The following is a 21,406-nucleotide window of genomic DNA, read 5'->3' as shown; positions in this document are numbered from 1 at the left end:
TTGCTCCTTGTTATTGACACGATGGATAAACATCACAAACGCGACCATCCGGCATTTTTATCGGTTTAAAGTCGGAGGTGTTGCCGTTACAAAACGCATAAAGGTCTTCAAAGCTTTTACCTTTACAACGCTTCCAGCCACCCGGAACGACCACCCAGTTATCACCAACAGCCGGTTCTTCCTTGTCCGTGACCGTCAGCACCAGCCTGAGCGTTTTCCCCGCTAACCGATCACGTTGAGCAGCACCACCGGCCAGGGACTCCTGCAACGGCCCTATTGCATTCTTCGAACGACATTGCAGAAGTTTCCTGATCGCATGAAACGGCCCCACAGTCCTGAAGCGCCACTGACATTGCCCAATCAGTTCCTGCACACCTGACTCGGGCATGCCAGGTTGATCATTCCAGCGATCTCGAATGGCGATGCCTGCACGATCGCCCCCCACATCCGTATCTCGCTTACCCCACTTCGCATACATATCAAAATCGACACTTCGCAAAACCGTAGGGCAACCTTCAATCACCTCACTCAACGGCAGTTCAACACTCACGCGCTCGGCCACAGGCTTGTAACGCGCAATAAAAATCTTCCGCTCCGGCCTCTTGCCCCGACGCCTTGGCAGCGTGCAGGTTTCCCCGGTCGCAGGCCCGTAGTTGGCTCCCCCGATGAAGCGGAACTCCGCCGGCAGATCCACCTCCAGCGTAAAGTGGTCAACCGGCTTGCCCGCACAGCCTGTCAGCGTCAGCATCCCCACCACAACCCACGCACCAAGCCTTCGCCTATTCATCCTTTCCCTCCATTGATCGCCACTGCTCCACCACCCGTTCAAAATGATCACCTGGCGCTTCCCCAACCAGCGGTTGCCACCGAATGAGACTGTTGCGTGTGGCCTCCTCCAACCGTCGCAACACCAGAAACTCCAATTGTTCCGGCCCTCTCCATTGCCAGACACGCGCCAGCTCCAAGACTTGGCCCAGCCAGATTCTCGGGTCCTGGAATTCCACCAAAGCGACCAGTTCTTCGCTGTGTACAGCCAACAGGTAACGCAGAATATTGGCGTGCAGGATGGCTTCGGCGTTCGGGTTGGGCGTGTTCAGCCAAGGAACCGGGTCAGGCAGCGGATACTCGCCGACAGCCGGGTTGTCAGCCGTGCGCCAGCGGTCTTCGTGCCAGTAGCACACGCTGATCAAGGGGCCAAGAAAGACCGGCCAGTGGTCCGCACCCAGATAGTCCAGCGCACGTGCCAGGGTACGGTTGTCGTGAAAGCGGTACAGCGATTGCTCGCCCTCCGGGCCCGTCAGCAAACGGTCGCGCCAGTGCCGAGTCACCCCAGTCAGGTCCTTGCACGGTAAACTGCCCAGCCAGCCCCAGTTATTCTCAGGCTGTTGCAAGAGGTCTCGTAATGCAGGCTCGCTCATCTGCTTCAACAGCAAGATCACGGGGCCCTCCCTCATGAGATCCGCCAGCGCAGTCTCGGCATAGAGGCTGCGGTAGTCTGACAAACTGCGCACCGCCAGCAGTGGCTGATGCGCGGCATTCTGCCCATCGAGGATCAGGCACAGGCTTCGCCCTGCCTGCTGCTGTTGGTTTATCCATTGACTTGGCGAGTTCTGCATCAGGCCGCCCTCCCTGGCAGATCACACAGGCCTTCGCGACAATGCTCACACACCGGGCAATAGTCCGCTCCCAGTTGCCTGGCCAAGTTCATGATCGTGCCTTGTACCTTGGAGACCTCAGGCATACCGGCCACCCTGAAAGCGCTCGCCAATTGGGTAACAGACGCCGAACCGCCCAGCGCGATGGGACGGCTGCTAAAAATGCCACCCGCCTGGATGACCAGATGCTCTCCACCCGCCTTGAGGCTCAGTTGTGACCCGGCATCAATCACCAGGCTGGCACCCGATTTAAGGTGGAGCTGCTGCCCTGCCTCAATGACCAAGGTCTGTGCCACGTGGGTCCGGCTATCGCCATGCACATCAAGGTAGTCGCTCGCCCTGAGCAACACTTTGCGGTCGCCGGTGACCTGACGATGCTCTTCGCTTTCCAGGTGAGTCGTGCTGATCCCATGGATGACTTCTTGCCGTTCCCCTGCGACCTCCAGCCGACTGTCATGGCCCACCCGTTGCTCCAGGTCCCGCTGCGCACGCAGGTAGACAAGTTCCTCGCCCCGGCGATCTTCCAGGTACAGCTCGTTGGAGCCTTCGCCGCCAAGGGAACTGCTGCTGCGCAAAACGCTGCGAGTCTTGTGCAGTGGCAAGGGATAGGTCGGCCGATGCAATGCATTCGGCAGGCAGCCGTTGATCAGGGGGCGGTCGGGATCCCCGTCCAGGAAGGTCACCAGCACTTCCATGCCCACACGCGGGATCATCGTTGCACCGAACCCGTCACCGGCCCATCCGGACGCCACCCGCAACCAACAACTGCTTTTATCATCCGCCTCGTCCAGGCGGTCCCAGTGAAAGCGCACCTTCACTCGGCCATACACATCGCAATGCACGTCCTCACCGGCGGGCCCGGTCACGGTTGCGGTCTGGCTGCCATTGATGGTCGGCTTGGTATGCCTGAGAGAGGGTCGATGCACGGCCTGCCAGGGTGTTGCGGTAAAACGATTGCGATAGCCCTGGAATACGTCGGTTGCCGGCGTCGCTTCCTCCAGCACCTGGGGTTGATAACCCTCATGACGCACCGACGTGATCAGCCACAGGTCGTTGCAGGAGGGGTCGGGATGATCGCGTATCTCAAGGAAGTGCCCACTGCGCAGCACTGGCTGATCACTCTTGCCCAATGCCCGATACCGGTCGCGCTGGTGAAGCTCCAGACTCCGCCGTGCCAACTGCTTGCCACGGGTATGACCGGTGAATCCTGCGGGATACTGATAGTCCTCAAGTGGGAGTGTCGACGCGGCCCCCGCGCTGTCGTGCAGGTGCACGGAAGGATGTTCGAAGTCGTAATCACGACGCACCGTCTTCTGGCTGCGGATGCCCAGGCGCACGTCGAAACGCTGGATAACCGGCGTATCGGCGTGCGGCCCGCCAGGAGCGCTATAGCATTGCACGGGCAAACGCGGGAACACCGTTTGGTCATCGCCAAATACCAGCAGGTGGGCGTCCACGCTGTGACGGAAATGATAGTGAATGCCCTCCTCTTCACACAGCCGCTGGATGAAGTGAAGATCACTCTCAGCGTACTGAACACAGAACGTACGCGGCGGATAAACCACGGGGCCAAGCTCGAAGGCGTAAGCATCCGCCAGGATGCCATGCTGCTCAAGGACCTCGGCGATGATCTGGGGCACGCTGCGCTGCTGGAAAATCCTTTGGTCGCGTCGGTGCGCAAGGTAAGCCAGGCGGGGCGCCAGGGTCAGGTGATAGCGCGTGGTGCGCCGACCTGGGTCATCCCGGCCAACGGCGTAGACCTGCCCATGCAAACCGTCGTCCGCTTCGCCGAAAGCCAGGTAGGCGGGTTGGTGGAGCAGCGCTTCCAGATCAAGGGAAGGGTTTTCGCTGACCACCTGTATGTGAATGAAAAACGGTTGATCGAGGACTTCACTGCCTTTGAATGCCAGGACTTGCAAGTCGATATCTATATGTGGAAGAACCAGATTGAAACGTGACAAAACAAACGCGTTAACCATCCGTTGTTACCCGCCGTTAATAAATGAACACCCGGAGACAGGCCCTCTCGCCAAACAGAGAATTAGTTATCGAGAAAAGGCGCTGGAACGTCTCAAAGCTTAGTCATTTCGGGGAGGAATCGACCGTTTTAAAATAAAAAAGAAGTTTCGTACAACTAAGCTGGAAGTGTCTTTTACACAATAATAAAACGAGCCAGCGTGCCATTTCTTAATAACAAGAAATGCCCTACACCGACTTACATCGGCATGACTAACTGACATAGAAATGGCTGACACCGGTTAACAGTGTCAGCCGTTAAACAACTTCATTCTTGCAACTGCGCAGTGCCGAACAGACTGACGCTCAGCAACGTTTCGGCCTGGGTGTGCAAGCGAACTGGCGCAATGCCACCCGGCATCACCACTGCAACCTCACCACTCTCCACCCAGCCCGCCCGCCAAGCGGCACAAGCCACCGCACTGGCGCTGGTTCCGGAAGACGCGGTGGGCCCCTCCCCCCGTTCGAACACGCGCGCGATGATTCGATTGCCGGGCTGGCGCGCCGCCCATTGCAAGTTGACCCCTGCCGGACAGGGCCGACCACCACCCGCCGGGGGAGCAAACGCAATGGTCTTCAAGGGCTCGTACAGTGCGGGTTGCTGCATCTGAGTGTTGTCCGGCAATGCCGACACCTGCTCGACCAGTGTCACGCAATGGGGGTTGCCCACCCGCACAAATTGGCTGGCCGCCCACTGAGGGTTGATCGCCGCCAACTCGCTCACATGACTCAGTTCAGTTTCATCCACCTCCATCTGCGCCCCCACCACCTCAGGCCCGAAACCAGGTACCCCCAACTCAAGCCAGAACCCCGCAACCTGTTCACGGATTGCCGGTTCAACCCATGTCGACACGGGTGATACCGCGTCCGATTTGTCGTGGTGCACCCTCAACTCACAGGCCCCGCTTAGCAGGCCCTGGTCAGTGAGTGCCTGGGCAAAAATCGTCAGGCCATTGCCACTGCGCTCGGCCAAGGAACCGTCGGTGTTGACAATCATCAAGTCAAAGGGCGGCTCGGCCTGGAACGGCCCGACCAGCAAGCCATCGCAGCGATGAGACTTGGCACTGGCTGGACGCGGCAGCGAGCCCCAACTACATTCGGAGGCGATGGCCGCCGACGTCCAGTTGCTGCGCGTACGCGCAGCCAGCTCAGCGCTCTCGGGTACAGCAATGCCCGCGTCTCTCAACGAGGCCGGGCTGACCACGCCATAGATATTGCCGCGGGCGTCGTAGAACAGGGTCATGGGGTCGTCCACCTGTGCATGCGCTGAAGAAGGGGCAGATTGTGTGGGATCTCGACGCTGCACACCATCCTGCAAGCACTACACGTTCAATCCCCTGAACGGACGTTTTCATCAGGCCGAAGTCCGCGCGCCGTCGCCATGGTCTTTTGCGACAGTGTGCGCCGAGGAGGTTGAAGTCAGCGTCGATAGGCAAACGCCTGCCTGATAGGGTTTCGGAGGCGGCCTGGAAGGTGGTAATCCGCCGCGAGGGCCCAGGGGTTCAAAAGCCCCCACGGGGATTACGCACCTTCCAGACCGCCTCGTACACACTCGATACCGTTTGTGTGGCGACGAACCCTCCTGACGTTCCGGGTTTGTAAAAATAAAATTCACGACCACGACTTCCCCCAGGGAACCCGGCTCGCGCACCACGACCTGATGTGCAAGGATGTCACGCCGGACATCGTTCGTAGAACGCAAAACCAAGGATTTTTCATGACTGCCATTCCCACCTCAGCGCCCGTGGTTCCCGGGCGGTTAGAGCAAATGTCGACCCGTATCGCTTTCTTCATTGCTGGCTTCGGCATCGCAGCCTGGGCGCCGCTGGTGCCCTATGCCAAGGCCCGTGCCGATCTGAGCGAAGGCACCCTGGGCCTGCTGCTGTTGTGCCTGGGCGTCGGTTCGATCATCGCCATGCCCGCCGCCGGTGCGTTGGCGTCGCGCTTTGGCTGCCGACGCGTGCTGAGTGCCGGAACGATCATGATCTGCCTGGCGTTGCCAACGCTGGCGACGGTCAGTTCGATTCCGCTATTGATGGCGGGGTTGTTCCTGTTTGGCGCTGGCCTCGGCACCGTGGATTCTACGGTCAACCTGCAGGCGGTGATCGTCGAGCGAGCCAGCGGCAAGACCATGATGTCGGGCTTTCACGGGCTGTTCAGCCTGGGCGGGATTGTCGGTGCAGCGGGCGTTTCGGGGCTGCTGGGGCTGGGACTGTCGCCATTGCAGGCGACGCTGGTGGTGATTGTGATCACGCTGGCGGCGCTGCTCAAGGCTGCACCGCATTTGCTGCCTTACGGCAGTGAGAGTTCCGGTCCGGCGTTTGCCGTGCCCCACGGCGTGGTGCTGTTCATCGGTTGCCTGTGCTTTGTCGTGTTCCTGGCCGAAGGTGCGGTGCTCGACTGGAGTGCGGTGTTCCTCAGTGCCGAGCGCGGCCTGGACGAAGCCTATGCTGGCCTGGGTTACGCAGCCTTTGCCTTGACCATGACGGCCGGGCGCTTGACCGGTGATGCCATCGTGCGCCGGCTGGGGGCTACCCGGGTGATCGTGGCCGGTGGCGCACTGGCTGCGGCCGGTACATTCCTCGCCACATTGTCCCCGGCCTGGGAAGTGGCGTTGTTGGGTTATGCGCTTGTAGGCGCCGGGTGCTCCAATATCGTCCCGGTACTCTATACCGCTGTGGGCAAACAGAACGTCATGCCAGAGCACATTGCCGTGCCGGCCATTACCACCTTGGGCTATGCGGGGATTTTGGCAGGGCCTGCCGTGATCGGGTTCATCGCCCATGGCAGCAGCCTGGCCACTGCCTTTCTGTTAATTGGAGGGTTGCTTGCGGCGGTGGCGGTCAGTGGAAAAATCCTGCGCGTCTGAACACAGGGCGGCATCGCCGGCTTGATGCTTTCAAGCCGCTGATGCGCGCCTGCCTACGTTATTTCCCCTTCTCTTCCTTGTCGTTCTCCAGCCAGCGGTCAATGCTGTAGTTCTTCAACCAGCCATCATCGTTATGACTGCCAAAGAGGTTGTAGCCATTGGCTTTATAACTGTCCAGAGAGGCCATCAAACCCGGCCGCTCCATCAGGTTCTTGGCCAGGTATACCTGTTGTTCGCTGTACATTTTCAACGGAAACCCGGTGCGCACATCCCGTAAAGGCTCGCCGTTCTTATCCGTCTGGTTCGGATCCTTACTGATCTCGATGAGTGTGTCTTTTTTGACGTACCGATGTTTTTCGAAAAAGAATGAGCGGTCTTCCGACTTATCCCGCAAGTCATCAAACACGCCTCTGAATGCCTGGACGACCTGAGCGTCGGTTTTCGCATGGAACGGATCCGCGCTTTGCGTGTTGGGGTTCGTATTGCCGATCTCTGAGTCACCAGCCCTGGTCAAACTGTCATGCGTGATTTCACCGCCCTTCGCAATTATCGCTTCGTTCAGTCGGGGTCGGTTGAGTATCTCTCGCGCCAACATGATGGTGCGTTCCGAGACTTTGCTGCTGCTGGGTTCCTCTTTGGCGATCTCCTGTAAAGAACCCTGGGTCAGCCGGCCATCTTTCTTGAAAGCGTCCAGCAATGACAGGTTGTTCTTCAAGTCGGTCGCCAGCAGATGGTCGTCGGAACTGACGAAGGGGTTGCCAACTTTCGTCATGCCTCCGTACAGATTCTGGCCGTCGAAGTGCCGGTCGGCGCCGTTCGCGAAACGGGTGTTGATTGGCTGCGCGGCCGGCAGCGGCTTACCCAATGCGCGGGCATCGACCTCATAGCGAGACTGACCACTCCCCGTTGGCCCTGGTGCGTTGGACCCAGCCGTTTGCGTATAGCTCGGATTATTGACACGACCAATCATGATTCACCTCCACCCTAATCTAGATTCCGTAGCCTGGGCCTTGATTGCCTGATCCTCGAAAGGGCCTCGAAATCAAGATGGCACAAGCAGCGATTGAGTGGCCCGCAGGAAACAACGGTTCCGAAGAAGCTCGTCCAAAACGCTGGATAGACCCTGGGGAATCTTAAGCGCTTGTAACCAGCTCACCTGCCGCGCATCCATGCGTTGGAAAATCCTGCCGTGTAAAACGGCATTACTCAGCGGCGGGACAACTTGTTCCAAAGACTCGCTAACAGGGAAGTCACAGCGCTGGGCGCCGACTCCTCCGTGAACACCCGAGAACCTTTGTCAAAGTCTTCGGCGGTGGGCGCCTTGAAGCTGAACCTCGGCGAGGATGTGAGGTTGAGACCCTGCGGCTCTCGTGGATTTTTTGCCTCCTGTGTCAGTGCCGCCAAATTCGAGGGGTTGTACTGGGAGTGACGGGGTTCAAATGATGTCGAGTTCATGGTCCAGACCTAATCCGGTAGATGAAGGCCCCCAGCGGCACTCAATGGCCGCTGGATATTTTCTTTGTGGTAGATCTTCGCAATCAGTTCCATGTGATTGGGGTGCAGGGTTACGTCAAGCGCTTGCCGCCCCCTGCCGCCTAGCGCACGGCAGGGAGCCCCAGGTCTAACCCAGCAATGTGTACAATTCCTGGCGAGAAATCCTGCCATCGCGCTGCCAGCTGTAAATATTATCCATCGCTGATCTCAGATCAGAACGTGCCATGACCTCCCGCGAAAGCTGGATGAGATGGTCGTTGTAGGGATTGCCGGACAACGGTTGCGTTGCACGTGCATTGAGCTCCCTGAGCTTAATCGTGCTGCTGAAGTACCCGCCCTTCAGCGCATTGAAATTATTCAGCATGTCTTGAACGATTTGCTTGTCGTCACTCAGTTTCAACGGATTGTCCGAACGAACAAAACTGGTGATATCGTCCCTGGACAAGCGGCCATCCAACGCACCGGTACTGCCGTTGCGATCGAGCGATTGCAGCAACCCGGGACGCCGCAGCACCTCGTTCGCCAATCGAATATTCGGGTCCTTGTAAGGGTTGCCAGTCAACGGCTGCTTGGCCACTTTCTGCAGACTTTGTTCCGTGACATAACGTGAAGGCCAGCGCCCTTTGAACGCGTCATAATTATTCAAAAGGCCTTGTGCCAATTGCTCGTTACTTTGTTTCGAGTAATAGGGGTCTGGCAACGAGGGGTTCGGACGTGGTGGCGGGCCGGGATTCGGGCGTAAGTTTTCCGGCAGTGGACGCGGCGGCGGGCCACCGAATACCGGGCCGGCGTGATTGGACTGCGCAGTGAAATTGACGCCTACCGTAAGCTGGACACTTGATGCGGCAGCAGATCGCTCGGCACCGGGCTTAGCATCTCCGAGGGAGGCGTTATCGAGGGAAGGAGCGACGCTCTGATTGTATGCTGATACCGACATTCCAGTTCTCCAGTTCGGTGTATTCAGGTGCCTGACTTTGAGTCGTCAAGGAAGCCAGCAAAGGCAGGCATCTTCTGTGTGGCAGAACAGTAGGAACCGGTTCCTGAGACCGCTGAAAGTTTCCAGAATCGAAGTAGGAAGAGCATCTGATCGAGTGAGAGACAAGACGGTCTGTCGGCAGGCAGCGCCGCTCGACCTGAGCAGGAAGAGCGGCAATGTGTCGATCAGAACCCGACGCTGGCCTGTACGAAGAACGTGCGGGGCTCCCCCAGGTACAGCCCGGAGTTGTTGTCGCTGGAGCGGGTGTAGTGCTGCTGGTCGAAGACGTTTTTCACGCCCACGCCCAGTTTCAAGTTGGACAACTGCTCGCCAAAGTCGTAACCGCTGCGCACGTTGACTGAGACATAGCCTGGGATATCACCGTACTGACCGTCAGCCGTGCCTTGAGTGATGTAGGTACTGGTCGTGCCGGGGGCGCGCTGGCCGGACTGGGCGTACACATCCAGGTTGTGGGTCCAGCGGTTGACGTCATAGCGCAGGCCCAGTGTGGCGACCTCACGGGAGTACAGCGGCAGGTCGCGCCCCTTGAACGGTACGTCGCCTTCCGAGGTGGCCTTGGTGTAGGTGAAGCCGGCATTGGCGGTCAGGCCGTCCAGACGTGGGTCCAGGTTCGACAAGTCGTAATGGGCCGACGCTTCGATGCCGGTGTGCTTGGTCGCGCCGAGGTTGGTCCAGCCCACGTCGTTGCTGACGTATTGCAGCTCATCCGAGAAGTCGATGTAGAAGAACGTCAGCTCACCGCCCCACACATTGTCGTTATAGCGCGTCCCCACTTCGTAGGTTTTGGCCTTTTCCGGGTTCAGACCATTGGCCGTCTGGTCGCCGGTGCCGCCCTGACCCAGTTGGAAGTATTGCAGGCTGCCAAACGAGGTCTCGTAGTTGGCGAAGAGTTTCCAGGCGTCGGATACGTGGTACATCACGCTCAAGGCCGGCAGCGGTTCGTTGTTGTGGACTTCGCGGCGTTTTTCCTGGGTACGGGTGCCATTCAATGCAACCACCGGGCGATCGTGCCATTCGGTACGGATGTCCTCGAAGCGGATGCCCGGCGTGATGGTCCACTTGCCGATATCAACCTTGTTGTCGATATAGAACGCGTTGGCCTCGGTGCCCCCCGTACGGTCCTGATACACGTGACCGTCGCTCTGCCCACCCGGCGTCGGCACATTGTTGACCAGGTTCAGGCTGGTGGCCTGCTCATGCATGCCTTCCTTGAGGTAGCGATAGCCCACACTGACTTCCTGGGTACTCGGGCCCACATCGAACACATGGGACACCCGCGGCTCGATGCCAAAGGTGTAGTAGGTGCGCGGGTAAGAGCCAATCGTCCTGAGGTCGCGGTTGGCGATGTTACTGCCGCGGAAACTGTCGGAATAGTAAGTCAGCACTTCGGCCTGGGTACGGTCATCGATCTGGCGGATGTACTTGAAGGACACGTCCTTGCGGCGCCCGCTGAAGTTGTCCCAATCACGCACCGATTGGTACGGGTTGGCATCGAATTGCTTCTGGGTCAGGCCGCCGGGCATATCGGCGCTGGCGTCGTAGTAGTGGAAGTTCAGCGAGAAGTCGTCTTGATCGGTCGGTGCCCAGTGCGTCTTGAAGATGACGTCGTCGATGTCGTTGGCGTTATTGCTGTTGCGGTAACCGTTGCCATTGACCCCGGAGTACAGCAAAGCGGCGCCGATGCCGTTGTCGGCGGTACCGCCGATAAAGGCGTTTTCCACGTGCTTCCAGCCGCCGTGGGCAGAGGTTTGCAGGGTGGTGCCGACTTCGCCGGAGAATTTCTCGGGGATGGCACGGGTCACGAAGTTGATCACGCCACCGACGTTTTGTGGCCCATAACGCACGGAGCCAGCACCGCGCACCACGTCGATGCTGTCCAGGTTGCCGGCGGAAATCGGTGCCATCGACAGTTGTGGTTGCCCGTAGGGTGCGAACGCAGCCGGCACACCGTCGATCAGCACGGTGGAGCGTGGCGACAGCCGTGACGTCAAGCCACGTACGCCGACGTTGAGGGAAATATCGCTGCCGCCGGTGCCATTCGATTCCTGCACCTGTACACCTGGCACACGGCGCAGCACGTCGCCGACGTTCATTGCGCCCTGCTCCACCATGGTTTCGCGGCGGATCACGGTGCGCGCGCCAGCATGGTTCTGCACCACTTCAGCGTTGGCATCGCCGAGCCAGTCGCCGACCACCTTGATATCAGTGGCACCCAGCTCCAGGGGCGAGCCGGCTTCACCGGTGCCGCTGTTCAGCGGGCGCAGGGTCACGGAACCGGCGTCGATCTGGTAATCCAGGCCGCTGCCTTGCAGCAATTGGCGCAGGGCTTGTTCAGGGGAAAGGTTGCCGTCTACCGCCGGCGCCTGCTTGCCCGCGACCAGATCGGGGCTGAAGAACACTTGCAGGGAAGTTTGCTGGCCCAGTTGGCTCAGCGCCGCGCCCAGGGGCTGGGCCTGGATATGAATGGCGTCGGCGGCGTAGGCCGCAGGGAGCGTGGCACTGACTGCGAGCGCCAGGACGAGCGGCGCCCAGCGGGAAGTTTTATTGTTGTGGATGGCGAGTTTTTTCACGTCGAACCTAATCCTGTGATCGCAAGAGTATGCGGCTGTTAATGCAAACCAGTTGCAGTTGCAGGAGAAGACGAAGAACTCGAAAAAAACCTGAATGTCAGCGTGAAATAATTTCCTGGCTGCCGTCCGGCAAGGTCCGCAAGGCCACCGGCAGGATGTGCGGCAAGGCCTTGAGCAAGGCGTCAGTGTCGTTGGCCTTGAACACGCTGGTCAGGCGCAGGTTACCCACCGCAGGTGTACTGACCCGCAACGGACGCTCGCGGTAGCGCGAAACCTCGCGTGCCACTTCGCCCAGCAAAGCGTTGTTGAAGACCAGCTTGCCCGTGCGCCAGGCGGTCAATTCTTCAGTGTTCACCGTGTAGGCCGCTGCCACCGATCCTTTGTTGTCGACGTGGGTGCCCAGGCCAGCCGTCAGCGTCACCAGGTTGTCCGGTGAATCACCCTGTACCTTCACGGTTCCGGCCTCGACCATCACGCGAGTCTGGCCTTCATCACGGCGCACATCAAAGCGCGTGCCGGTCACCGTCACCTGCCCTGCCCCGGCAGCCACGACAAAGGGTCGGCTGGTGTCATGCTCGACGCTGAACATGGCTTCGCCCTGCTTGAGTTCCACGCCACGCCGGCCTTTTTCATACTGCACCGCGACCACGGTGCGGCTGTTGAGGTCCATCACCGAGCCATCGGGCAACGCCACCTGGCGATGTTCACCCACACCTGTACTGAACTCGGCGCTGTAGGGTTTCGGATGATCGAGCCCACTGAACAGACCCAAGCCCAGGGCCACCGCGATCACACCGGCGGCCACCGCATAACGCAACACGGCACGCCGCTTGGGCCGCTCCACCGGGGCTTCGCACAACGCCTGCAAGCGCGCTTTAGGCAGCAAGCCGGTGGCACTCCAAAGGCCTTGCAGCACATCAAATTCATATTGGTGATCGGGATGCTCATTACGCCATGCGTCGAAGCGCTGGCGTTCGGCAATGCTCAACTCGGCGTCCTGCAGGCGCACAAACCATTGCGCGGCTTCGTCTCGGGCACGGTTGTCCATCGTGGAAGATCCTTGGGTCATGGCGCCATCGCGTCCAGGCGGTCGCGCAGATGCCGCAGGGTGCGGATCATATACTTTTCCACCATGTTTTTAGACAGGCCCAGGCGTTCGGCGATTTCCTGCTGGGTCAGGCCCTCGATTTTCTGCCAGATGAAAATCTTGCGGCAGTTGAGCGGTAACTCAGACAAGGCCCGCTCGATAGAGTCCGCCAACTGGATCGCGTGCATGAAATGCTCCGGGTCGCCACTGTTGGGCGAACGCTGATCAAAGGCTTCCAGCGTGATAGCTTCGCGACGGTCTTCACGTCGATAGGCATCCACTGCGATGTTGCGCGCGGTTTGATGCAGATAAGCGCGCGGTTGCTCAACCTCGCTGGATTTTGACTCCAGCACCCGCACAAAGGTGTCATGGGCCAGGTCTTCGGCCTGTTGACGGTTTCTCAGGCGGCGCGTCCAGGTTCCGATCAACTCTTCGTAATGTTCGAAAAAGCCTGTTCTGCGGGGCGGCTGAGGGATCATCGCGGGTGCACTGGGGAGGCGGGGCGTGAATAGTAATGCTTCCTATTAAGCGGAGCAATTGCTACCCGTCATATCACCTCGAAACGAGTGTGTGCTGCCCACCTGCCTCAGACGACTGAGTTTTTCACGGCTGCCGCACACGCTCATCTGACACCATTTGCGCTGCTTGTTCTTGGAGATGTCGAGGAACACCCAATCGCAATCAGTGGCGCTGCAACTGCGCAATGCGTGCAGTTCACCGGACACCAGTAACTGCGTGGCCTCGATGGCCAGGCGCCCGAGCACCATGGTCGTCAGCTCCTGCGTCGTGGTGCAGGGCTTCCACGCCCAGGCAGGTTTGCCATCGACAGAACACAGCACCCGCCAGGCAACGCCTTGCTGGAAGGCCCGGTTGATGTGCTGCAACGCGTCATCGGGCGCGGCCCCTTGTAACGACAACGGATAGAACGCCGCGTACAGGCATTCCCTGAACGCGATGATCGCATCCAGGTCCGGCTGGTAGGCCATCGAAGACTCGAACACCATCGGCTTGTAGTCGTCAAACTCTCGGGCCGAGATCAACGACGCGTGCACTGCCCACTCGAAGAAGAACTGGAGACTGGTGAGCCGTTCTTCCATGACCTTGAGCGAAGTGCCAGGACGACGGCCGTTGGTGGTATTGATAAAATCCAACACCCGGGCCCCACCAATCAAACGGATCGATTTTGCAGTGCCCGTAAAATGTGTCATGCCTACTCCTGAAAAAACGCGTTCTCCCTGCGATGGCGCAGATTACCTTGTTTTTTCAGCATGCAGACAGCGTCATCCTCGCGCAAAGACAGACGGCTAGGTGCAACCGTCGTTATGCGCCACCCAATCAAGAATCGTCGCGACCGACTGTTCCACTGAAAGCGCCTGGGTATCCAAATGCACTTCCGGAAACACCGGTACATCGTAGCGGGAGTCGATACCCGTGAAGTTTTTGATCAACCCGGCGCGGGCTTTTTTATACAGACCCTTGGGATCACGTTTTTCCGCGGTTTCCAACGGCGCATCCACATGCACTTCGACGAAAAACTCGTTGCCGATGATCGAACGCGCAAAGTGCCGGCTGGCCGACGAAGGTGAAATCAGCGCCACGATCACGATCAACCCCGCCTCCAGCATCAACCGCGCCACTTCGGCGACGCGACGGATGTTCTCGTCGCGGTCGCTGTCGGTAAACCCCAGGTCCCGGCACAGCCCGCCGCGTACCGAATCGCCGTCGATAATGGCAGTGATTCGCCCCAGCTCCTGCAGCGCGATATCCAACGCATCAGCAATGGTCGACTTCCCGGACGCGGAGAGGCCGGTCATCCAGATGACCACGGGTTTGTGTTTCATGCTCGGATGCCCGGCGCGCCGGCGGCTGAACGCAAAGGCGTGCAGGTTCTGGTTTGAAGTGTCTGGAAAATAACTCATGACTGCTCGCCCTCCCCGACCGAAATGGGCCGTTTACCCAACAGGAACACCATCACGCATTGCACGAACAGCAACAGCGCCACCACCCAGTAGACCGTCGAAAACGACCCGGTCAAATCCTTGGAAAACCCGCCCAGGAAATTGCCACACACGCCACCCAGGCCGATCAACACGTTGGCAATACCGAAGGCCTGGGTCAGACGGCTGACCGGGACGATTTGCCCGATATAACTGGGGACCAGCCCGAAGATGGGATAGAACGCCAGCGCAAACAGAAACGCCGCCAGATAGAACAACGGCAGGCTGTTGAAACTGAACACCAGGGCGGCGGCCAGCCCCGCGCTCAGGAAACACATTGCCAGCGACGCGCGCACGCCCACCTTGTCGGCGATCCAGCCCACCAGAAAACCCGACGCCATGCCTACGGCACCAAGGGTGGTCCAGATAAACCCGGCGTCCCGTACCGACACACCCAATTCATCGCGCAGGAACGGCGCCAGGTAAGTCTGGAACGGCAGCAACGCCATGCCATTGAGAAAGGCAATGGCCCAGGTCAGGTACAACGAGCGACTGAGCCAGGGTTGCTGACGGTCAAAGGCGGTGGTGTCCTCGCCGGAAAACCCGGCGTCCTGGCCCGCAGCCAGGTTGCGCAACAGAAACCACGCCACCCCACACAGGGCCACCGAGATCAGCCCGGCGGTGAGCCAGATCGAGCGCCAGCCACCATTGAGTGTCAGAAACGACACCAGCAAACCGTTGATGAATACGCCGTAGCTGGTGCCGCTGGAAATCAGCCCCATGACCCGCGAGCGATTGCCCGGGCTGAAGCCCTTGGTAACGATCTCCGCCAACGGGATATACACCGAAGCGGAACAGCCACCGAGCAAGATCAACAGCGCCCCCGACAACCAGATGCTGTTACTGACGCTTAACCCCAGCAGCGCCAGGGACGTCATCACCGTAGACACCAGGCTGATTTTCCATCCCTCGAAAAACCGGCTGATATAGCTGGTAACCGATGAAAACAGCAGGAAACCAATCTGCGCGCCGCCGGTGATCAGGCCCACGGTGGTGTAGTCGAAACCGATGTCGCGGCGCATGTCCACCACCAGGTTGGCGAACAGGTAAACGCCAAAACCATAAGTGCTGGCCACGAACCCGGTGAGGACCACCGCCAGCACGACGCTGTCCAAGGGGCGCGCATTGCTCTGTACGAGTGTGCTCATCAAGCCCTCCTTATTCGGCGCGCGCAGTGTGGATGACGAAATCACAATCCATCATGTCGTAGTCCAGTTCGAAATCACCGTAACTCTCATGGTGGGTGAACCCGGACTTGAGCACCTCCCCCTTCAATTCGCCCGGCAACAGGGGATAGACCTGCAGCCGGTACAGTTCCGCGTTATCAAAGGAATAGATGAACTCACACAGGTGCTCATCGACCTGTCCCAGGCTGACCGACGCGTTCTTACCGCAGTAATAGTAATTTCCGCTGGCCTTGTAGTTGCCGGCACGGATGGCGAAGAAATTGCGCTGATCCACAATCAGCAAACCACCCGGTTTGAGCAAAGCCCTGAACCTCGCCAACACCCGCAACCGATCGTGGGCGGCGAAGACATGGCACAGCGAACTGCCCAGGCACACCACGGCGTCGAACTGGCCCAGTTCCTGGGGATCCAGTGAGTGCCAGTCGCGATAATGGGACTGAATGTCCAGGCCATGTTTGCGAAAGTTCGCCCGCGCCTTGGTCAACATGGTGCTGCTGCCATCCGTGGCAACCACCTCAAAGCCCGCCTGCTTGAGTTGGACGGCATGGAAACCGCTGCCCGTCGACACGTCGATCACCGAGCGCACACCGTGGCTGCGCAGCAGGTTTTCGAAGAACCCGCCCTCCCCGGCCTTGCGTTTTTCCCAATCGATCAGCTCATCCCAACGCTCGACGAAATCCGCCGAATATTGCCTGGCATAGCTGGGTACATCGTTGTGCTTGCGCCCCGATATCTGATTCATCACACACCTACCAGGTTGAATTTTTGAAGGCCAGGTATTTACTCGCCAGCTCATGGGCAAACTCGGCGGACTGCTCGATGGACATGGTGTTCCTGGAGTACCCCAGCATCGATTGCATGACGGCCATGCAGTGCGGGTTGTAAGTGACCGAACCATCACAGTGGATTTCGTCGATGCCGTCCTGGCTCTGGCAGATGCTATTGATGCGCACCGCCTCATCCTGTGGACAAGCCTCGGAGAACTGCACCTGGATCCGCCCTTCGTGCAGCCACACTGGATAGCCGCCCGGAAGCCCGAGAGGACCCGGCGCATGCACCAGGACCGGCACGGACGAGAACAGCCCTTCGATGACCGTGACCGCAGAGCACGCGGTGAGGAATTGCCCATCCACCCCGCCCAGGCGACGGAACTCGGACTTCACCGTTGAGAAAATCGCCTCGGCCGGCAGGCGCGCCACCTCTGGCCGATTGCGCACGTCATACAGCAGGCGGTAGCTGGCACGCGGTGGCAAACCACCGCGCGGCACGTAGTGGCTGAAGTAGTGCTGGGCATACAGCTGCACTTGCACATCAGCGGGTGCACATTCAAGCAAGCGTGCGATGGAAAGGCGCACGGCCGGAACCAGATTGGCCACATTACCGACGCCAATGTCCGGCGCCAGGCCGATGCGCGCCAGGATCGGGTTGACCGCATCGGGGAACGCCGCATTCACGGTTTTGGTAGCGATGCCGGAGGCTTTCACCGCCTGCATCAAGCAATGCATCAACGTCAGGTGCATGGGCAGCCAGGGACCGAACTGGGCCTGGTCGAGCTTCTCGAACGACAGCTTGGGCAACCCGGTGATGACCCGCCATGACTGCAACGACGCGCAGTTCACCAGCATATCCGGGGCTTCTTCACGTAACAGCCGCGTGACCTTGCCGATGTCCGTCAGGTCGGCAATCACCGGTTTGATGTCGATAAACTGGCCCAGTTGCGCACAGGACAACGCCACCAGGTTGCACAGCCGGATCGTGGCCTCCTCATTGCGGCCCAACACCACAAACTCGAACGCGTTTTTCGGCCCCAGAATCTTCAGGATCTGCAGGCACAGGTTGCCAGCGCCCACCAGCAACAGTTTCCTCTTACGTACCGGAAGGCTCATCGTGGGTAGGCTCCATTGTCGACCGGAATCACTCTGCCAGTGATATGGCGCATCGCATCGCCCACCAGCAGCAAGATGACCTCGGCCACGCCACTGGGCAGGATCGGCTCCTTGAGCACTTCCTGGCGGGCGTACTCGGCGCGTCGGTATTCGGGGATGGTGCCGTAGATGGCGGTTTCATGGATCAGTGCCGGAGAGACCGCGTTCACCCGTACGAACGGCGCAAAGTTCCAGGCATTGGCCTTGGTCAGGCCGATCACCGCCGCCTTGGTGGCGCCGTAGAGCGCATCGCAGCTGCCCACTTCACCGGCCACCGAAGCGATGTTGACGATGCTGCGCGGGGCTTCATGCTGCATTTCCCGTTCGGCGAAGTCCTTGGAGAGGTAAACCAGTGCCTTGAGGTTGACGGTGAGGATCTCGTCTATCTGCTCATCGGAGTAGGCATAGACACTTTTGCCGTGATAAATACCGGCGTTATTGACCAGGCCGTCAATACTTGCATGCCGCTCATAAAGCGTTGGGATAAACCCCTTGATAACAGCCATATCCGAGAAATCAGCACTGTGCGCCTCGAATACATCAGCACCATACAGACCTTGCAGCACGTTAAGGCCCTCGGCATCCTTGTCCGCACCGATCACGAAATAACCCTGCTGAATCGCCAATTCCACAGTGGCTCGGCCAATTCCGTTGGCCGCTCCAGTAACAATCAACTTTTTCATACAACAATCCCTATTGGCAAAATTCATTCATGCGCGCGTAAAACGTTCGATGGTATTCATACATCGCTTTTAACTTCGGATACTGTTCAACTGCTTCAATATCGACGCCCTGCTTATCTGGCGAAACTATCCGCTCACTGTTTTCCGCTTCGACATGCCAACTACGCCACGTCTTCCATTGTTGTGGGCACTCACGTTTCCACGTCATGGCGTGTGGCAGAAACTCTATATTCAAGTGATCACACAATTTGCGAATCACCCGCTCCGGTTCTGCGGCCAAATCATCGGCATTGATCACATAAGGCACTTTCCCCGTCAGTTTGGTGACGACACAAAATATGTCGTACAGCGCTTTATGCCCGATGGCCTGCAAGGGCATTTCGGGATGCACCCGATGATGGGAAATAATGCTGCTGGCGGGTTCGCGAATAAGAAAGATATTGTCTTGTTGCGCGAGAAAGCCAATATCAACTTTCAAGTCATCCAAACAGTGATAACACATGTCTTTATGAAAGACATTCGCACGCTCACGGGCATCAAGCAGATGTTCTTTAATGCCTTGGTAAGTCGTGGGCAAACTGTGATCCCACTCATCAGAGGGGATTGCCGAGTCCTCGGAGAATGCCATATGCGCAAAAGGCTCATGGAAGACCTCGAAATCGCCCCGCTCGATAAATACGCGCTCAAGCACCGTGGAGCGCGAACGTGGGTGCGCCCACAACCCGATCATCCTGTTCATGCAATCACCCCAAATTCGGCGGCGAGCAACGCGTTGAGTGCGCGTTTGAACGGTCTGGTCACTGGGCAGAGCCGAACGCAGTAATCCGCCAGGCGCCGATGCGCGCTGTTGGCTTCATTGCAGGCGTTGATAAAGGCTTCATGGTTACCGAAGTCGTACGGTTCAATGCTGTCGACAAAGTAGGCTTCGTAGAAATAGGGGATGCGAATCAGCTTCGCAAAGGTCGACGTGGGCGGTTTCTGGTGCTCCAGCGCGGGTACGACGGGTTTGCCATGGCTTTCGCGCTCGATCAGGAACTCCACCACCTCCGGTGTCAGCGTGTAGCAGGTCGCCGTCTGCCCGGTCTTCTCCAGATGCCAGCAATGCTTGTTGCCACGTTCGTCCACATCGACCTTTATGCTGGAAAGCAGGGTCTTGACCGGCACGCTCGAGGCCGCCACCAGCGCCTGGATCTGCTCGTAGATCAACAACTCAGCCCAGCGCAGTTCCTCGGCACTCAAGGCCAGACCACGCTCGGCAGCCTGCAGCGTGAACTCGGGCTGGCAGGCGAAACGCCCGATCATGAAGGTGATCACGTACTTGCAGCGCCCGGTGTCGATCCCGTTGCTGCGCGCAGTCGCCAAGCCGCGCTCGATGGCTTGGATACCGGCCTGGAACTGCGCAACCGTGAAGCAGAAGGTGATATTCACCGACCCACCCTGGGCCACCAGGTGTTCGACCGTGACCAGCCCTTCCAGACTGCCGGGCACCTTGACCATCACGTTCGGCGCCAGGCGCTGCAACTCCAACCCTCGGGTGATCATCCGTTCGGTACAGCGCACGTCAACCGGGTCGACCTGGGCGGAAATCCAACCTTCGACCTGTGCCGATTGCACCCACCGTGGCATCAGCGTCGCGGCACCTTCAACAATGACCTCGTTGTACAACTGCTTGCGCAACTCACTGGGAGACAGGTTGGCCAAGTTGAAACGTGAGGACCAATACTCACGCTTATCGAGGATCACGGCCGTCACCAACCGGGGGTTGGTGGTCGCACTGCACAAGCCCCAAGGTTGGGAAAACTCATCCGGCATCAACGCTTCTATATAAACCGCGGCCGCCGGGTATTTTTCCAGCAGGTGTTGTTTGTACGGCAGGTACACGGCAGGCGACGAATCCCACCACACTTCTGAAGATTGATCGTTGCGTTTGAGCCGTTCCAGGTAACCAAGTGTGTTCACAACGCCGCCTCCCTGAGTTAATAAGTCAATTGAAAATGGTCAATACTTCACGCATGTCGGCAATCGGCAATGCTCCCGCCGCGGCCAATTGCGCATGCCGATGCGGTGGACCAAAGCCCAGCACTTTTATTTGGGCAGCAACGGCTGCCTGGATACCCGTCACACTGTCTTCAACTACCAGCGCATCACTCACATCAATACTGTAAGTGCGACAAGCCGTCAGAAACACCAAGGGATCGGGTTTCCAACGACCCAATTCATAACAGCTGAATATCCGCCCTTCGAAATAAGAAAACAGTCCAGCCAGGCGCAAACAGTGTTCTATCTTGTTGCGTGGTGCACTCGAGGCGACGCAATAAGGCACTTCCAAACTTTCCAGCACTTCGACTATTCCTTCCGTCGCTGTCAACCCGAGTGTCAGCGCGTGCAGCGCTCGCTCGCGAAAGCGTTGTTCAAACACTTCGTCCACACTGATATTTAATATCTGCTCGGCTTCGCGCAAACACTCAGCAATCTTCCGCCCACGAAAGTGTTCGGTGAAATGTGTCACCTCAAGCATCGTGTCGCCCTGAACAAGAGCATTAAGCATGGAGATCAATACAGACAGGGTTATTTCTTCACTTTGGACGAGGACACCATCGCAATCGAAGATGACTAACTTAGGCACGCCAACTAACTTATGCACGCCAACTAAGGCCGCTGCTTTTACCAGAACGGGTAGTTCCCCTATATCGGCCGAATGGCACATGGATTTCTCTTATAGGTGGCCCCGCGATGACTTCCGAACTACCAACGGAGCGGGTTGATGTGTGCCTATAAGACACGCGGCGAAAAAGCCTGTCAAACGCTTTTGAGCGGTTTTTTAGTATCTTATGGTTATTTTTTATAGTTCTGTTATTCCATTTTTCACCATGGTTGTAGTCGCTAATTTCACACGGGTGAACTTCCTTTGCGCGCGATCAGTCAG

20 protein-coding genes are annotated in these 21,406 nt (G+C 58.5%); 1 reads left to right on the top strand and 19 read right to left on the bottom strand.

Features of this window, described 5'->3' with window-relative positions:
• Positions 1–10 precede the first annotated feature (10 nt).
• The 4 genes from AB4N92_RS21895 to AB4N92_RS21880 all read right to left on the bottom strand — a co-directional run bounded on the left by AB4N92_RS21895 (position 11) and on the right by AB4N92_RS21880 (position 4,914).
• Positions 11–787, bottom strand: coding sequence for a hypothetical protein (locus tag AB4N92_RS21895; RefSeq protein ID WP_236267151.1), 777 nt, complete (start codon positions 785–787; stop codon positions 11–13).
• Complete coding sequence (locus tag AB4N92_RS21890) at positions 780–1,616, bottom strand: DUF4123 domain-containing protein (RefSeq protein ID WP_236267150.1); 837 nt, start codon at positions 1,614–1,616, stop codon at positions 780–782. The genes AB4N92_RS21895 and AB4N92_RS21890 overlap by 8 nt, the downstream gene beginning before the upstream one ends.
• Positions 1,616–3,634 (bottom strand): type VI secretion system tip protein TssI/VgrG, encoded by a 2,019-nt coding sequence (gene tssI / locus AB4N92_RS21885; RefSeq protein ID WP_236267149.1) that lies wholly within the window; start codon positions 3,632–3,634, stop codon positions 1,616–1,618. The genes AB4N92_RS21890 and tssI overlap by 1 nt, the downstream gene beginning before the upstream one ends.
• Positions 3,635–3,939: 305 nt before the next feature.
• A complete protein-coding gene (locus tag AB4N92_RS21880; protein ID WP_047542840.1) occupies positions 3,940–4,914 on the bottom strand; it encodes a diaminopimelate epimerase in 975 nt (324 codons plus the stop codon).
• 474 nt (positions 4,915–5,388) lie between these two features.
• Here AB4N92_RS21880 and AB4N92_RS21875 point away from each other — a divergent pair, with 474 nt between their 5' ends.
• Complete coding sequence (locus AB4N92_RS21875; protein ID WP_021492053.1) at positions 5,389–6,540, top strand: MFS transporter; 1,152 nt, start codon at positions 5,389–5,391, stop codon at positions 6,538–6,540.
• 58 nt (positions 6,541–6,598) lie between these two features.
• Here the strand turns inward: AB4N92_RS21875 and AB4N92_RS21870 are convergent, their stop codons facing one another.
• The 15 genes from AB4N92_RS21870 to AB4N92_RS21800 form a co-directional block, all read right to left on the bottom strand.
• Complete coding sequence (locus tag AB4N92_RS21870) at positions 6,599–7,510, bottom strand: hypothetical protein (protein ID WP_235364519.1); 912 nt, start codon at positions 7,508–7,510, stop codon at positions 6,599–6,601.
• Positions 7,511–8,004: 494 nt separating this feature from the next.
• On the bottom strand, positions 8,005–8,205 hold the full coding sequence (locus AB4N92_RS21865; RefSeq protein WP_420820064.1) for a zinc finger domain-containing protein: 201 nt from the start codon (positions 8,203–8,205) through the stop codon (positions 8,005–8,007).
• Positions 8,162–8,971, bottom strand: coding sequence for a hypothetical protein (locus AB4N92_RS21860; protein ID WP_235364520.1), 810 nt, complete (start codon positions 8,969–8,971; stop codon positions 8,162–8,164). Before AB4N92_RS21860 ends, AB4N92_RS21865 begins: the two co-directional genes overlap by 44 nt.
• A 224-nt stretch (positions 8,972–9,195) precedes the next feature.
• A complete protein-coding gene (locus tag AB4N92_RS21855) occupies positions 9,196–11,601 on the bottom strand; it encodes a TonB-dependent siderophore receptor (RefSeq protein ID WP_045792324.1) in 2,406 nt (801 codons plus the stop codon).
• 97 nt (positions 11,602–11,698) lie between these two features.
• Complete coding sequence (locus tag AB4N92_RS21850) at positions 11,699–12,649, bottom strand: FecR family protein (protein WP_010211524.1); 951 nt, start codon at positions 12,647–12,649, stop codon at positions 11,699–11,701.
• 17 nt (positions 12,650–12,666) lie between these two features.
• Positions 12,667–13,167 carry a sigma-70 family RNA polymerase sigma factor gene (locus AB4N92_RS21845; protein WP_010211526.1) on the bottom strand — a complete coding sequence of 167 codons (501 nt, stop codon included), beginning with the start codon at positions 13,165–13,167 and terminating at the stop codon, positions 12,667–12,669.
• A 45-nt stretch (positions 13,168–13,212) separates the two neighbouring features.
• Entirely contained in the window at positions 13,213–13,896 is a 684-nt protein-coding gene (locus AB4N92_RS21840; RefSeq protein ID WP_236267148.1) for a CGNR zinc finger domain-containing protein, read from the bottom strand.
• A 96-nt stretch (positions 13,897–13,992) separates the two neighbouring features.
• Complete coding sequence (cysC, locus tag AB4N92_RS21835) at positions 13,993–14,607, bottom strand: adenylyl-sulfate kinase (protein WP_047542846.1); 615 nt, start codon at positions 14,605–14,607, stop codon at positions 13,993–13,995.
• A complete protein-coding gene (locus AB4N92_RS21830) occupies positions 14,604–15,833 on the bottom strand; it encodes an MFS transporter (protein WP_047542850.1) in 1,230 nt (409 codons plus the stop codon). The genes cysC and AB4N92_RS21830 overlap by 4 nt, the downstream gene beginning before the upstream one ends.
• Before the next feature lie 10 nt (positions 15,834–15,843).
• Complete coding sequence (locus AB4N92_RS21825; RefSeq protein ID WP_010211531.1) at positions 15,844–16,614, bottom strand: class I SAM-dependent methyltransferase; 771 nt, start codon at positions 16,612–16,614, stop codon at positions 15,844–15,846.
• Between the two features lie 7 nt (positions 16,615–16,621).
• The gene (locus AB4N92_RS21820) at positions 16,622–17,758 is read right to left on the bottom strand and encodes a Rossmann-fold NAD(P)-binding domain-containing protein (RefSeq protein ID WP_021492059.1); all 1,137 of its coding nucleotides are present in this window, start codon (positions 17,756–17,758) and stop codon (positions 16,622–16,624) included.
• Positions 17,755–18,480 carry an SDR family oxidoreductase gene (locus AB4N92_RS21815; protein ID WP_010211533.1) on the bottom strand — a complete coding sequence of 242 codons (726 nt, stop codon included), beginning with the start codon at positions 18,478–18,480 and terminating at the stop codon, positions 17,755–17,757. The genes AB4N92_RS21820 and AB4N92_RS21815 overlap by 4 nt, the downstream gene beginning before the upstream one ends.
• A gap of 10 nt (positions 18,481–18,490) precedes the next feature.
• A complete protein-coding gene (locus tag AB4N92_RS21810) occupies positions 18,491–19,219 on the bottom strand; it encodes a sulfotransferase-like domain-containing protein (RefSeq protein WP_010211534.1) in 729 nt (242 codons plus the stop codon).
• A complete protein-coding gene (locus AB4N92_RS21805) occupies positions 19,216–20,439 on the bottom strand; it encodes a transaldolase family protein (RefSeq protein WP_047542853.1) in 1,224 nt (407 codons plus the stop codon). The genes AB4N92_RS21810 and AB4N92_RS21805 overlap by 4 nt, the downstream gene beginning before the upstream one ends.
• Before the next feature lie 25 nt (positions 20,440–20,464).
• Complete coding sequence (locus AB4N92_RS21800; protein ID WP_047542856.1) at positions 20,465–21,187, bottom strand: HAD family hydrolase; 723 nt, start codon at positions 21,185–21,187, stop codon at positions 20,465–20,467.
• Between the last annotated feature and the right edge of the window lie 219 nt (positions 21,188–21,406).

This window comes from Pseudomonas sp. S3_A09 (assembly GCF_054668065.1).
The sequence above is the reverse complement of the archived record's forward strand: the minus strand, read 5'-3'. Positions and strand labels throughout refer to the sequence as shown.